9 protein-coding genes are annotated in these 13,922 nt (G+C 60.2%); all 9 read right to left on the reverse strand.

From position 1 onward, the window contains the following. Nucleotides 1-182 precede the first annotated feature (182 nt). Nucleotides 183-785 carry a glutathione S-transferase gene (locus RX972_RS14965; RefSeq protein WP_316876664.1) on the reverse strand — a complete coding sequence of 201 codons (603 nt, stop codon included), beginning with the start codon at nucleotides 783-785 and terminating at the stop codon, nucleotides 183-185. Further along, complete coding sequence (locus tag RX972_RS14970; protein ID WP_316876542.1) at nucleotides 782-4,426, reverse strand: AAA family ATPase; 3,645 nt, start codon at nucleotides 4,424-4,426, stop codon at nucleotides 782-784. Before RX972_RS14970 ends, RX972_RS14965 begins: the two co-directional genes overlap by 4 nt. Further along, entirely contained in the window at nucleotides 4,423-5,667 is a 1,245-nt protein-coding gene (locus tag RX972_RS14975; RefSeq protein ID WP_122807776.1) for an exonuclease SbcCD subunit D C-terminal domain-containing protein, read from the reverse strand. The genes RX972_RS14970 and RX972_RS14975 overlap by 4 nt, the downstream gene beginning before the upstream one ends. Before the next feature lie 255 nt (nucleotides 5,668-5,922). After that, on the reverse strand, nucleotides 5,923-7,584 hold the full coding sequence (locus tag RX972_RS14980; RefSeq protein WP_316876546.1) for a BatD family protein: 1,662 nt from the start codon (nucleotides 7,582-7,584) through the stop codon (nucleotides 5,923-5,925). Continuing rightward, nucleotides 7,581-9,320, reverse strand: coding sequence for a VWA domain-containing protein (locus tag RX972_RS14985; RefSeq protein WP_316876548.1), 1,740 nt, complete (start codon nucleotides 9,318-9,320; stop codon nucleotides 7,581-7,583). The genes RX972_RS14980 and RX972_RS14985 overlap by 4 nt, the downstream gene beginning before the upstream one ends. Continuing rightward, nucleotides 9,317-10,399 (reverse strand): VWA domain-containing protein, encoded by a 1,083-nt coding sequence (locus RX972_RS14990; RefSeq protein WP_316876550.1) that lies wholly within the window; start codon nucleotides 10,397-10,399, stop codon nucleotides 9,317-9,319. Before RX972_RS14990 ends, RX972_RS14985 begins: the two co-directional genes overlap by 4 nt. Continuing rightward, complete coding sequence (locus RX972_RS14995) at nucleotides 10,392-10,886, reverse strand: DUF4381 domain-containing protein (protein WP_316876551.1); 495 nt, start codon at nucleotides 10,884-10,886, stop codon at nucleotides 10,392-10,394. The genes RX972_RS14990 and RX972_RS14995 overlap by 8 nt, the downstream gene beginning before the upstream one ends. Then, the gene (locus RX972_RS15000; protein ID WP_027900523.1) at nucleotides 10,883-11,827 is read right to left on the reverse strand and encodes a DUF58 domain-containing protein; all 945 of its coding nucleotides are present in this window, start codon (nucleotides 11,825-11,827) and stop codon (nucleotides 10,883-10,885) included. Before RX972_RS15000 ends, RX972_RS14995 begins: the two co-directional genes overlap by 4 nt. A 4-nt stretch (nucleotides 11,828-11,831) precedes the next feature. Further along, nucleotides 11,832-12,791, reverse strand: coding sequence for an AAA family ATPase (locus tag RX972_RS15005; protein WP_027900522.1), 960 nt, complete (start codon nucleotides 12,789-12,791; stop codon nucleotides 11,832-11,834). Nucleotides 12,792-13,922 lie beyond the last annotated feature (1,131 nt).

The raw sequence follows: 13,922 nt of genomic DNA on the forward strand, positions 1-13,922 counted from the left end.
CCACGGTCTGTACTGTTGCAGCAGTCAGATGCGAACTGTTCGTCCCACCACCCCTTCAAGTCTAACCATACAAGCGAGGCTTGCCCGCGATAAGGCTGAATACGATAGTCCTGATATCTGCGGTGCCCTTATCGCGGGCAAGCCTCGCTCCCACAGGGACGGTGTGCTCCTGAAATCCGTTTTTACTTCACCATCACTGCTTTAAACAAAGCTGACTGAATGAACCGATCCAGCCAGCCACGCAACTTCGGATACGGACTTGTCGCGAACCAATCCGGATCCACCGCGCTGAATTGCCGTATGAACGGCGCGACCGCGGTATCTGCCAGACTCAATCGATCCTTTATCAGAAAATCCCGGTCCTTCAAGCGCGCTTCCAGTTTCTGCAAGAACACCTCGCCCTGTTGCCGGTAATGCGCCTGCGGATATTCCGGGTGGCGCACGAAGTATTTGTAGCGATCCAGATGCTGCTTGAACACCTGATCGTTCTCTTCGATCAACGCCTGAATGTCCCGGCGGCCGTCGCCGTTGTCGATCAACAGCCAGCCATCCGGATCATTCTGCGCCAGCGCCCAGTGCATGATGTCCAGGCTCTGGTCTATTACCTGATCTTCAAGCACCAGTACCGGCACCGTACCTTTCGGCGATCGCTCAAGCATCTCCGGCGGTTTGGCCTTGAGGCTGACTTCGTGGATTTGCACGGCGCAGCCTGCATAGCGCAGGGCCGCACGGGCACGCATGGCGTAAGGGCAGCGGCGGAACGAATAAAGCACTGCCTTCATCAGTTACTGACCTCGACCGTACTCAAGCCATTGCCCTGACGCTTCACCTGAATCTGCACCGGAATCCTTTCGTGCATTTCCTGCACGTGGGAGATCACCCCGACCTTACGGCCTTGAGCCTGCAAGCCATCCAGCGCGTCCATGGCCAACTGCAGGGATTCGGGGTCGAGGCTGCCGAAGCCTTCGTCGATAAACAACGATTCGATTTTCAACGTGCTCGATGCCATGGAGGCCAGCCCGAGTGCCAGCGCCAATGAAACCAGGAAGGTTTCGCCGCCGGACAGGGAATGCACTGAGCGCAGTTCGTCGCCCATTTCCGTGTCCATCACAAGCAACCCGAGCATGCTGCCGCCGCGCTTGAGGCGGTAACGACGCACCAGTTGCTTGAGCTGGGCGTTGGCATGATGCACCAGCAAATCAAGGTTGTAGGCCTGGGCAATCTTGCGGAATCGGTCGCCTTCGGCCGAGCCGATCAGCGCCGCCAGTCTTGCCCAGCGCTGGTATTCGCTATAAGCGTTGGCGATCTGCTCCTGCAATTCGCGGCTGGCGTTGTTGCGGCGCTCGTCTTCGCTAAGTTGCGCGCGCAGATCAGCGCATTGCTGTTCCTGTTCGGCGCACAGCTTTTGCGCCTCCAGCAAGGCAGCGGTCAACTGTTCGGCATCGGTCACGTCGCTGTGATGGGCCTGATGCTGTTGCAATTGCTTGTCCCGTTCCTGAAGCAGGACGCGACTTTGCTCCAGGGTCTTTTCGCTCTGCTGCAATTGTTGACGCAACTGGCTGACACCTTCGTCGCTGTAGCCGAGCAGCACCTCCAGGGCGGCGTCATCCAGCTCGGGATGAGCGCTGCGCCACTCGTAGATATGCTGATCCAGCTCGGCCACCTCTTGCTGCAATGCCTGCAAGCGCGACTGTTCGCTTTCGAGCCCCGTGGCCAGTTTGATCAACTCGCTACGTGCCTGTTGCAGCTCATCGCTGACGGCGGCTTGCGCCCGACGTGCCTGTTCCTGCGCGGTTTCAAGTTGCTGCTGCCATTGCTCGGCGCTGGTGTGGTCGCCCAGCATTTCAGCCAGGCGTTGTTGGCTGGCCAGTTGCTGGGCTTGCAGGTCGGCGAGGCGTTGTTGCTGTTTCGCACGCTCCTGTTCCAGATTGTGCTGGCTGTCCTGTTCGCGTTCGATCCGACGTGCGCGCTCAGCGTGTTCCTGTTGTTCTTCCTGTTGGCGGTCCAGTTGTTCCAGACGCTGGGCGATATCGTTGTCCAGTTGCATGAAACTGTCGGTGGCCGCTTCCCGCCAGCGTGACAGGCTTTCGGCGGGCAGCAGCGGTTCGAATTCTTGCAGTGCGGCTTCGAAGGCCTGATTATCCAGCGCAATATTGCGCTGTTGATCGTCGAGCATTTTCATCGCGTGCTGGCTGGCATCGCGGGCACTTTGTACGTTTTGCTGCAACTGCTCGGCATCCTGCTGCACTTTGAGCAGCAGTCGCTGGCGCTGCTCGCTGGTGGCGATTTCTTCAGTCAGTGCATGCAGCCGCTCGCTCAGCCAGTCGCTGCGTAGCTGTTCGGGTTGTTCCAGCAAGCGCGCATAAAGCGGATGCGCTTCAAGTTCAGGCGTGAGCTTTTGCAACTGTTCAGAGAGCTGTTCCAGTTGCGGCCGGGCCTGTTTCAGGCGGGCGTTGAGTTCGGTGACTTCGGCACGCAACTCGGCGAGTTTTTCGCTGAGCTGGCTGACCTTCAATCGCGCACTGTTTTCTTCACTGTCGTCATGGCCGGACAGCGCCTGGAGCAGGGCGTCAGACTGATGATAAGGATGATCTTCGCTGCCACACACGGGGCAAGGCTGCTGATCAATCAACTGAGCGCGCAGCTCTTCAACGCTGGCGCTGCGGGCCAGGCGCTGACGTTGCAGCAGCTCGACAGTGACTTTCAGCGCCTGCTCGGCGGCTTCATGTTCGGTCTTGAACTGCAGACCGCTGGCAATGCTTTTGTTGCGCTGCTCATTGGCCTGCTGTTGCTGCAACTCGACATCCTGCAGACGTTTTTCGATGTCCTGATGCCGTTGCCAGATGCGCTCCAGGGAGTCGATAGCGCTGTGTTGCTGGCGATTGTCGTGGAGCAATTGACCGAGACGCTGGATCTCGGCATTGACTGCTTCGGCCTTGACCTGTGCTTCGCTGTACAGCCCTTGCAGGGCGTTGCGCCGGTCAGTCAGTTCCTGCTCGGCACGGGTCGAATTCTTTTCCAGTTCTGGCAGTTCTTCACGGCCTTTATTCAGCCGCGCGCTAAGCTTGACGGCTTCCTGCAAGCGCGGCCGATAGGCCGTCCACGCTTTACTCAGAGGTGCGAGTACGGCGCTTTTTTCCAATTGCCCGGCAATGGTTTGCAGGCGTTCATCCAGCAAGCGCTGTTGATCGAGCAACTGATTCAGCGCCGCCTGGCTGTCGGCTTTTGTGCGCTCGGCCGCTTCGGCGTGGAGCGTTGCGTCCTGCACTTCCTTGTTCAGGTGCGTGAGGTTGCCTTGCTGTTCGAACGCCTGACCGATGATCGGCGCGGCGGTTTTTTTCTGTTGTTCGGCCAGTTCAAGAGCGCTAGTGGCGGCGAGCAGCTTTTCTTCAAGCCCGGTTTGGCGCGCTTGCAGGTCATTCTGGCGTTGCGCGTGCTCGGCGATTTGCGCGCTGAGCGGGTTCAACTGGGCGTCGAGTCGATGGCGCTGGGCGAACAGGTGCCGCTGCGGGGCAAGGCGTTCCAGCTGGCCGAGCAACTGACGCTGACTGCTTTGGTTTTCCCAGTCCTGCTGGGCGCTGGCCAATTGTTCACTGGCGCTCAGGTGTTCGTCTCGCAGGCGTAGCAGTTCGGTGAGCCACTGCTGCTTGAGTTCCAACTGACGCTGTTGCGCTTGCTGGGTCTTGAGCTGTTGTTGGGCTTCGCTGAAATGTTGTTCCAGTTCTGCGCGCTGCTCCGGCGGCATGGGCGCGATGCCCGTCGCCATTAGCTTGAGATCCTCGTAGAGCTTTTCTGCCTCTTTGCTCTTGCTGAAAGCCCGGCGGCCCAACTGGCTGTAGATCGCCGTATCAGTAAGCTTTTCCAGCAGTTCGCTGCGCTCTTTGTCATCCGCTTTAAGGAAGGCGCTGAATTCGCTCTGAGCGAGCATAACTGCCCGGGTAAACTGCTCGAAGTTCAGGCCCAAGCGGGCTTCAAGCATGGTTTTGTATTCGGATTTGTTCTGCGTGCTAAGGATCTGTTCGCTGTCCAGATCGGTCAGGGTCTGACGGCTGGCCTGGAGTTTTTTCGTGGCGTTATCCCGCGCGCGGTTGGTTTCCCAGCGAGCGCGGTAGCGGCGTTTGTCGATCCCAACGAAATCCACCTCGGCATAACCGCTGCCGGTGCCACGCCGTAGCAAGGTGCGCGGGTCGTTGGTGCTGATGTCGCCGTCGATTTCCGGAACCCGTGACTGGCCGATGTTGCTCAGGCGCGGGATGGCCCCGAACAGCGCCAGACACAGTGCGTCGAGCAAGGTGCTTTTGCCCGCGCCAGTCGGCCCTGTAATGGCAAACAAACCGGCGCTGGCCAACGGCTCTGCGGTGAAGTCCAGTTCGAACGGACCCGCGAGGGAGGCGAGGTTTTTCAGGCGGATGGCGAGAATTTTCATGGTTGCTCGCTCTCCAGCTGGACTTCCTGCAACAGGGTGGCGAAGTCGCTCAGGGTTTGTTCGTCGACCTCGCTGCCGTAGTTATCCAGCCACGCGCGGCTGAACAGTTCCTGGGGGCTGAGCTGATCCAGCTCGATCAGGCCTTCGTCGCTGTCGCCACCGTCACCGCTGCCTTTACCGGCATATTCGGCGCCGATACGTACCAGGCGCACGGCTTTGCCTTGCAGGGCTTCTTCGATCTGGTTACGCAGGTCCGGCTGCGGTTCGTCCAGGCGGACCCGAACTTCCAGCCAGGGCTGGCGATCAACGTCGGCCAACAAGTCGATGTCCGGCAAATCCTTAAGCTGCAACAGCAGCTCGGCCAGCGGTGCCGGGCCGATTCGTTGCAGATTGACGGCGCGGGGAATCAGCAGGGTTTCGACGCTGCGCAGTTGCTCGCCGTCGCAGTCAATTTCGAGAATCTGGTGTTGATAGCCAATCTCCGAAAACGACAAAGGAATGGGCGAGCCGCAATAACGAATGCGCTCTTCGCCGTTGACCCGCTGCGGTTTGTGCAAATGGCCGAGGGCGACGTAAGTGATGCTCGGGCCGAACAGGCTGGCGGGCAGAGCTTCGGCGTTACCGATAATCAGGCTGCGCTCGGAGTCTTCCGACACCGAACCACCGGCCATGTGGGCGTGGCTGATGGCGATCAGCGCCTGACCCGGCTGGCGTTTCAGATTAGCCGCTTCGATCAGCAGTTCGTGTACGCGGCCAATGCCACGCAAGTAATCGTCGCCCAGTGTCGCGCCGGTGACTTCAGCAGGGCGCAGGAAAGGCAGGGCCAGGCACCATGCGCCGATTTCACCTTTGGCGTCGGGCAGTGGCAGCAACAGGCGTTCGACATCCAGCGTGCCGTCATCAAGCCACAGTACGCGGCCCAAGGCATGGGTGCGCAAGCGGCGCATTAAGGGCGCGGGCAGTTCGATGCGCGAACCGGAGTCGTGGTTGCCGGCAATCATCACGATGGTCAGTAACGGTTGCTGCTCGTGGGCGCTGACGATGAAGTCGTACAGCCGCTCCTGGGATTTGACCGGCGGGTTGACGGTGTCGAAGATGTCTCCCGCGATCAGCAGTACATCGGGCTGGCGCTCTTTCAGTCGGGCCAGCAGCCAGGTCAGAAAGCTGGCGTGTTCGAAGTCCCGCTCCTGGCCGTGAAGGTTCTGGCCGAGGTGCCAGTCGGAGGTGTGGAACAGTCGCATGGGTAATCTCAATCCTGAATTGGGGGCTTGGCCGGTTGAATGCGCTTTTGAACCTGTGCAATTTCTGTGTGAATTATAAGTCACTGAATGCATGCGATTTTTATGTGGGAGCGGTGCTTGCCCGCGATAAGTGCGACGCAGTCTGAGGAATAGATCGCGGTGTTCTTATCGCGGGCAAGCACCGCTCCCACATTGAACCGGGTTTGCCGCGAGTTAGCGCGGTACCACAGGGCATGCGCAGTCGACCAAGGTTTTCTATTTTGGATACAACGGCGGCAAGCTTTGCTCGCCGGTCGCGTCCTGAATGTGTTCGGCGGCGGGCAGGGTGCGTACTGCTCGCCATAGTTGTTCGCCCAGCCACAGCTGGCCGGTTTCGCTGTACAGCGCGCCATTGAGGCCATCCAGTGCGTCGGACAGCGGCACGAAGCGGGCGGCCATGTCGGCCAGGGTTTCCGGTTGCTGCCGCGCCCAGGCATCCAGTGCCTGTCGGGTCGCTTGCGGGTCATTGGCGAGGCAGGCGCGCTTGAGATCATCCAGCACCGTACGCGGACTGGGTCCTGTTTGCACGGCGCGGGCCACGGCAGGCTGGCTGCGGGCACGCCACCAGAGCACAAAACCGATCAGCGTAGTGAACGCGAAAAACAGTGTGCTCATCTGCCACGGCCAGACGGGCGGGCCGATCACGGTAACGCCGTTCAAATCACTGCTGACTGGTGTGTCTACCGCCAGGCTCGGGTTGATACTGATCTGCAAGGTGCGGGCGGGCAGACTGGTGTGTTCCAGATGGTCTTCCAGAGTGTTCCACCAGACCACGTCCACGCTCGGTAAATCAATGGCACCCGGGCGAGTGGGCACCAGTGCCTCGCGCTCTTCGCGAGTGCCGATCAGGCCGCGATCGCTGGTTACATTGGCCAGTTTGGGCTGGTCCGGATAACGTCGCAGGGCGCTGACTTCAGTGGCAGGCAAGGGCGGCAGTTGCGCGCCGGACAAGCCTTCGACTTTGACGGTCATGGTACGGGTCAGGGAGTCGCCCACTTGGCTTTTGCCGGGTTCCGGGCTCCAGCTTTCGCTGAGGTTGACACTGCGCGCGGGCAACCAGGGCGCATTGGCCGGGTAATTGGCGGGCTTGGGTTTGACCGTCAAAGGCAACTTTGCAGAACTGACACGCATGACTTTGCCCGGCTGTGGGCCGAAGGGCGTGCCGGGTTCATTGCTCGACTGGCCTTCACTGTTGGGCTGAACCAGAGTCGCGCTGAACGTCTGCGGCGGGATCACCAGCGTGCCGCTTTGTTGCGGATAGATCGCGTAGCGCATCTCGATCACGCCGTGACGGATGCCGTTGATGAGCTTTTCATAGGTGCGCGAATCGCCGAGTTTTTCGACTCGCGCTTCAGGCACTTCCAGTGGGCTCAGGTTGCTGTCATCGAACAGCGACACCGAGTGATAGACGCGTAGGGTCAATGCGGCCTGGGCCTGGACATATACATTGTCTTTATCCAGGGTCGCTTCGACGAACACCGGAGCCTGTTGGCTGGCGTGATCCGGGTTGTCGCTTTGCGTGACTTGCAGGGTGATCGGCTGGCTTTTCAGCGCGCCCAGTTGCAGGGAAGGCACCTCCACCGAGCCGGTCTGTTTCGGCAGCAGCGTGATGATCCAGCGCGTGGTTGCCTGATTGCCGCCATCCAGCGTGTTGAGTCGGTTGATCTGACGAGTGCCACCGACGTCAAAGCTACCCTCAAGGGCGCTCAGGTCAGGCTTGCCGAACTGAGTGACGTCGCTGGTTTCCAGGGTCAGCTCCACTGTTTCCCCGGAATTGAGTCGCGTGCGGTCGACACTCGCCACCAGTTCCGCAGCCTGACCCGGCAGCGCAACGAGGCTGAGCATCAAGCCGAACAATAGGGTGTAGGCGCGACTCATTGGGTTTTTTCCTGACGCTGTTGCTGTTCGTACCAGAATTTACGCCGTAGCAGCTCGCCGGGATCATCCGGGATCTGCCGCAGCCATTGCTCCAGCGCCTGACGCCTTTCGCCATTGATGTTGCCGTCGGCGGGCCGGATCGGTGGCCGGGTGGTTTCCTCGTCATCCATGGGGGAGCCGGATTGCGGATTGCCTTTGGTCTGCGCAGACGACTCTCCGGGTGATGGTTCACCATCGGCACTGTTTGCCTCGGCAGACTCGGTTGCTTGCTGGTTCTCGGAGCGTTGACTGGCAGCGGCCTGATTCTGCGGGTTTTCGCCGTCATTATCGTCGTCGCGGGTTTGAGCCTGATCAGCGTCATCAGGTTCCGCGGCCTTCTTCTGTTCCAGTGCTTGTCCCACCAGCGCTTTGTTTTGCAGCGCAGGTTGCAAGTCTGGCTGGCTTTCCAGTGCCTGTTCGTAGGCGTCCAGTGCTGCTTCCAGGTCGCCATTGTGCGCGAGCGCATTGCCGCGATTGTAATGGTCGGCGGCGCTGCTGCCCTCGGCAAAACGCTGGGCGGCGCTGGCGTAATCTCCGGCCTGATAGAGCGCGATGCCTTTCCATTGTGGATTTTCGAAGTGTTGTGCGGCTTCAGCAGGGCGTTGCTCTTCAAGCAATCGCTGGCCCTGCTGGTCGGGACGCAACCACAGATCGGCAAAGTCGAAAGCGTAGCTGTTTTGTGGCAGTACCAGCAGCAGTGGCAGGCACAGCAACCAGCCTCGACGCCCGGCACAGGCGGCCAACAGCAACAACGGCAGCAGGAACCAGTAACCCTGGTCGCTCCAGCTGTCGAGCTGGATCAGTTGTCCGTCGCTTTGCACCTGTTTCGGGCTGTCCAGCAAACCCAGTTCGCGCAGGTCCTGGTCGTCCATGCGCAACTGTCGGTACTGGCCGCCGACCTGCCCGACGAAGTCAGTAAGGCTGGCGCTGTCCAGACGCGGCAACAGGATCGCGCCCTGGTCGTCTTTGAGCAGACCGCCTTTTTCCTGCTCGACCGGTGCGCCTTCCGCTGTACCGACGCCGAGAATCAGCAATGGTGGAGACTGGCCAGCCAGCGCCTGTCGGATGCCCTGGCGTTCCTGCTCGCTCAATGACGACCCGATCAACAGCAAGCGCCCGCGTCCCAGCTCGCCTTGCTTGAGCAAGGCCAGCGCTTTGTGTACGGCCAGATCTGCACGATGCCCGGCCTGCGGCATGATCGACGGTTTGACCGCATCCAGCAGGTTGCGAATCGTGATCTGGTCGTCGGAGAGCGGTACCAGTGTGTGGGCGCTGCCGGCGTAGACGATGATCGCCGTCTGCGAGTCGCTGCGCGCCTGCAGAAGGTCCAGCAGCTTGCGCCGGGCCTGTTCCATCCGGGTCGGCGGGGCGTCGGTGGCGAGCATTTCCGGGGTCAGTTCCAGCAGTACGACCAGGGGATCAACCGGCTTCTGGCTCAGTTGTTCAACCCGCTGCCAGCCGGGGCCGAGCAGTGCGAGCAAGGCCAGCAGCCAGGCAATGCCGAGCACCACCCACGGTTTTTTACTGTCGCGACCGCGGCCGCCGCTGAGCAGCACGGAATGAAAAGCCGCGGGCAGAATCATTTGCCAGCGCCCGGCACGTTTCTGTCGGTGCCAGAGTTGCCAAAGCAGCCAGCCCAGCAACGGCAGAAGCAGTAACCACCAAGGGCGGAACCAGTGCGGCCAGAGCGCAATCATCGGCGGCGCCCCAGACGTTTGACTTGCTGCCCGACCCGCTGACGCCAGTGCTGACCGTCGCGGATGAAGCGTTGACGAGTGAGCAGCCGATGAACGGGATTGTTTGGCCAGCGTTCATGAACTACCAGCAACACGCTGCACAGCATCGCCAATGCCAGCGGCCACTGATAAAGCGCATGGGCCGGGCGTGCCTGAGTCTGCTGCTGAGCCACGGGCTCCAGCGCGTCGAGGGTCTGGCGAATTTTTTCCAGCTGATCGCCATCCCGTGCGCGGAAGTATTGGCCGCCGGTCAACTGAGCGATTTCCTTGAGGGTCGGCTCATCCAGATCCAGGCTGGGGTTGAGCCCGAGCATACTCAGCGAACCTTCTTTATTCGGGTCCGAGCCGATCCCGATGGTGTAAATCTTCACCTGTTGTTCAGCCGCCAGACGCGCAGCGGTCACCGGATCAATCTGCCCGCCATTGTTGGCGCCGTCGGTGACCAGCACCAGAACGCGACTTTGTGCCGGGCGCAGCCGCAGGCGCTTCAGGGCGAGGCCAATGGCATCGCCAATCGCAGTGTTTTTACCGGCGATGCCGATTCGCGCTTCATCCAGCCAGACGCGGACGGTGTGGCGGTCGAACGTCAGCGGAGCTTGCACGAATGCCTGGCTGCCAAACAGGATCAGCCCGACGCGATCACCTTTACGGCCTTGCAGGAAGTCGCCGAGCAGATGCTGAACCAGCACCAGACGGCTGACGTCGTCGTTCTTCCACTCCATGTCCGGGTAATCCATGGAGCCGGAAACATCCACCGCCACCAGCAGATCGCGTCCGCTCGACGGCAGGGGCAATGGTTCACCGAGCCATTGCGGACGGGCGGCGGCCACCAGCAGCAACAGCCAGATCAGAATGAACGGCAATTGCTGACGCCAGCCGGGCAGCGCGACCTTGGCCCTTCGTCCGACCAGCTCTTCGAGATCAGCGAGGAAACTGACCTTGAGCGCCGCTTCGCCACTGTCGGCGGTCGGCAGCAGCAAGCGCATCAGCCACGGCAAGGGCAGCAGGACGAAAATCCACGGCCAGGCGAACTCAAACATGTTTGCGAATCCAGGTTTCGACGGATTGCGTCAGGCCGTTGATGGCTTTGTCGTCGAGCTTGCATTCGGGTTTGTAAGCGCCCTCTACCAATACCATCCAGCGCGTCAAGCCCGCGGCAGGGCAGCGGTTGTCGAGAAATGCCAGCCATTTGCGGCCATTCAGTGTGTGGCTCTGGCTGTACGGATAATGGTTGCGGCACAGCCTTTTCAGCAGACCATTGATTTGCTGCAGCCAGGCGCCTGCGGGAGCCCCGTCGTAGGGTTTGGGCATATTGGCCAGCTCGGTCAGCGCCGCAACGCGCACCGGGTCCAGAGGCTGTTCGGCGCGGCTAACCCGGGTTTTCACGGGCAATATATGCCGCATCCGCCACAGCCCCCAACCGGCCAGCGGAATCAACAGCAGCAGTAACCACCAGCCCGGTGCCAGCGGCCAGAAGCCCACGGCTGGCGGGGCAATCAGCGGTTGCAGTTGATCCAGCGGGTTCATTTGCGTGTCACCGGACGCTGGGCGCTGAGGTATTCACGCAGTTGCTCGACCATTTCCTGCTGAGTGTTCAGCGGCATCAGCAAGACGCGCAGTTTCTTCGCAAGCATTTCCCAGCGATCTTTACGCGCCTCGCCCTGAGCGCGGTAGGCCTGACGCAGCTCGGGGTTCAGGGTGTCCATCTCCAACTGCGCGCCACGCTCGGCAAAGCGCAACAGGCCGGAAGCGGGCAGGGCGTGATCCAATGGATCGGACAACGGCAACAGCAGCAGATCGCAATGCCGGGACAGCAGACTCAGTTGCTGCTCGGCTGCATCGGACAACGCGCGCTCGTCACACAGCACGATCACCAGACTGCCCGGCCGCAGCACTTCCCGCGCGCGACGCAAAGCAATACCGAACGCATCGCGGTCTGCAGCGGTTTCGGTGTGCAACGACTGGTTGACACGCACCAGGCGGTTCAGCAACTGCAACAGGCTCTGTTTACTGCGCCGTGGTTTGATTTCGTAATGCTCGTTGTCACCAAATACCAGGCCGCCGACCCGGTCGTTGTGGATCAACGCCGCCCAGCCGATCAACGCCGCAGCCTGAGCGGCGAGCACTGATTTGAACATCAGGCCCGAGCCGAAAAACAGCCTGCGGCTTTGCTCGACCAGAATGAAAATCGGTCGTTCGCGTTCTTCATGAAACAGCTTGGTGTGCGGCTCCTGGGTTCGGGCCGTCACTCGCCAGTCGATGCTACGTACGTCATCGCCTGCCTGATAAACCCGCACCTGATCGAAATCCACACCCCGGCCGCGCAGCTTGGAGTGGTGCAGGCCAATCAACGGGCTGCGCTGGCTCGGGGTGGAGAACAGCTGGACTTCGCGGACGCGATGACGCATCTCGATCAGCTCTGTGAGGCTGACACGAATACCCGGCTGATCGATCAGGTTGGGTTGCATGGCTTCACGCAACAGCCACGACATCAAGAATGCGCTGGATCACACGGTCCTGATCGATCCCGGCGGCTTCTGCTTCGAACGACAGGATGATCCGGTGGCGCAATACGTCGAACAGGACTGCCTGGATGTCTTCCGGGCTGACGAAATCACGCCCGGCCAGCCAGGCATGTGCTCGCGCGCAACGATCCAGAGCGATAGAGCCACGAGGGCTGGCACCGTAGGAAATCCACTCGGCCATTTCCGCGTCAAATTTGGCCGGGGTACGGGTCGCCATAACCAGTTGCACCAGGTATTCCTCTACCGCATCGGCCATGTACAGGCCGAGGATTTCCTTGCGCGCGGCGAAAATCGCCTGCTGGCTGACCCGACGTTCTGGCTTGGTCTCGCCATTCAGGGCTTCGCCGCGGGCCTGGGCCAGAATCTTGCGTTCTACCGAGGCGTCCGGGAAACCGATCTTGACGTGCATCAGGAAGCGGTCGAGCTGGGCTTCAGGCAGCGGATAGGTGCCTTCCTGCTCGATGGGGTTCTGGGTGGCCATGACCAGGAACAGTGGCGACAGGTCGTAGGTGCTGCGACCGACGCTGACCTGACGCTCGGCCATGGCTTCGAGCAGTGCCGACTGAACCTTGGCGGGCGCGCGATTGATTTCGTCTGCCAGTACCAGATTGTGGAAGATCGGCCCCTGTTGGAAGACGAAGCTGCCGGTTTCCGGACGATAGATCTCGGTGCCGGTGATGTCTGCAGGCAGCAGGTCGGGGGTGAACTGGATGCGGTGGAATTGTGCTTCGATGCCTTCTGCCAGTTCTTTGATCGCTTTGGTCTTGGCCAGGCCGGGAGCGCCTTCGACGAGCATGTGGCCGTCAGCGAGCAGGGCGATCAGGAGACGTTCGATCAGTTTTTCCTGACCGAGGATCTGCGTGGAAAGAAAGGTTCGCAGCGCTATCAGCGCTTCACGATGTTCCATCGGTGACTGTTCCTGGCAGGTAATCAGCGGCGTCAATCAACGCCGAAGCTGGGGGCGATACTTTAATCCATAGAGGGGGCTGGCGACTAACGGCTCTGGGGTTTTTTGTGTGGTTTTGAGGATAACGCTACAAAGCTTGAGGATTTTTCCTACAGAATTGGGGGGGTGGGGCTTTTTGGTGCTTCTTGTTGTTGTGTTCATATCCGTTATAGCGGTCATGGCTGATATTGGTTGCGCTTTTACAGCGCCTCACTTTTGAACAGCGCAAAAGTAAGCAAAACGCTCTTGCCCCATCACTCGGTCCCTCGCCTAGGCTCGGGATGCCCGCCCGCAGATCTGAAACCGTGGGCCGCCGCAATGGGCCATCCATGGCCCGGTGCGGCTAACCCGGCGTCCTGCCGTGTTGCCCACGGTTTCAGATCTACGTTCGGCCAGCGTGATTCAACGGGGCGCCTAAAATCAAAAGCAGATCAAAAGCAGGTCAAAAGCAAAGCGAATACGGCAGGATCGCCTCGGCCCGGTACAGATCGTGTGAAAACCCTCAGACAAAAACAAACTGCGCGCGCTCACGTGAAATCTTTAAAAGTTTGTGTGGGTGACAGACCTCAAACTCACGCAGGAGCGCGGTTTTTTGAGCGTTTTTTAGCCAGCTAATTGGCTCGGGAGGTTTTCACACAGTCTGGGTAGGAGCGAACTTGTTCGCGAGACGTCCCAACAACCAACGCATTCTTGATCTGACACACCGCTTCGCAGCCTTCGGCAGCTCCTACAGAACCCCGGCAAATTCACACATCAGGTCGGCTGTCAGGCCGCCGCGCTTTTGATTTTGATCTGAGGCGCCCCGTTAAACCACGCTGGCCGAACGCAGATCCTGAAGCGTGGGCAACCCGGCAGGACGCCGGGTTAGCCGCATTGGGCCATGGATGGCCCGTTGCGGCGGCCCACGGTTCAGGATCTGTGGGCGGGTACACCGAGCGACAGCGAGGTGCCGAGTGGTGGGGCAAGAGCGTTTTGCTTACTTTTGCGCTCCATCAAAAGTGAGGCGCTGTAAAAGCGCAACCGATATAAGCCGTTGCTGCGGTAACGGATATGTACTCATGAATCAGTCAATGGAAGAAGCATTAATACTCA

It is taken from the genome of Pseudomonas syringae group sp. J309-1 (assembly GCF_032582135.1).
Classification (GTDB): Bacteria; Pseudomonadota; Gammaproteobacteria; order Pseudomonadales; family Pseudomonadaceae; genus Aquipseudomonas; species Aquipseudomonas quasicaspiana.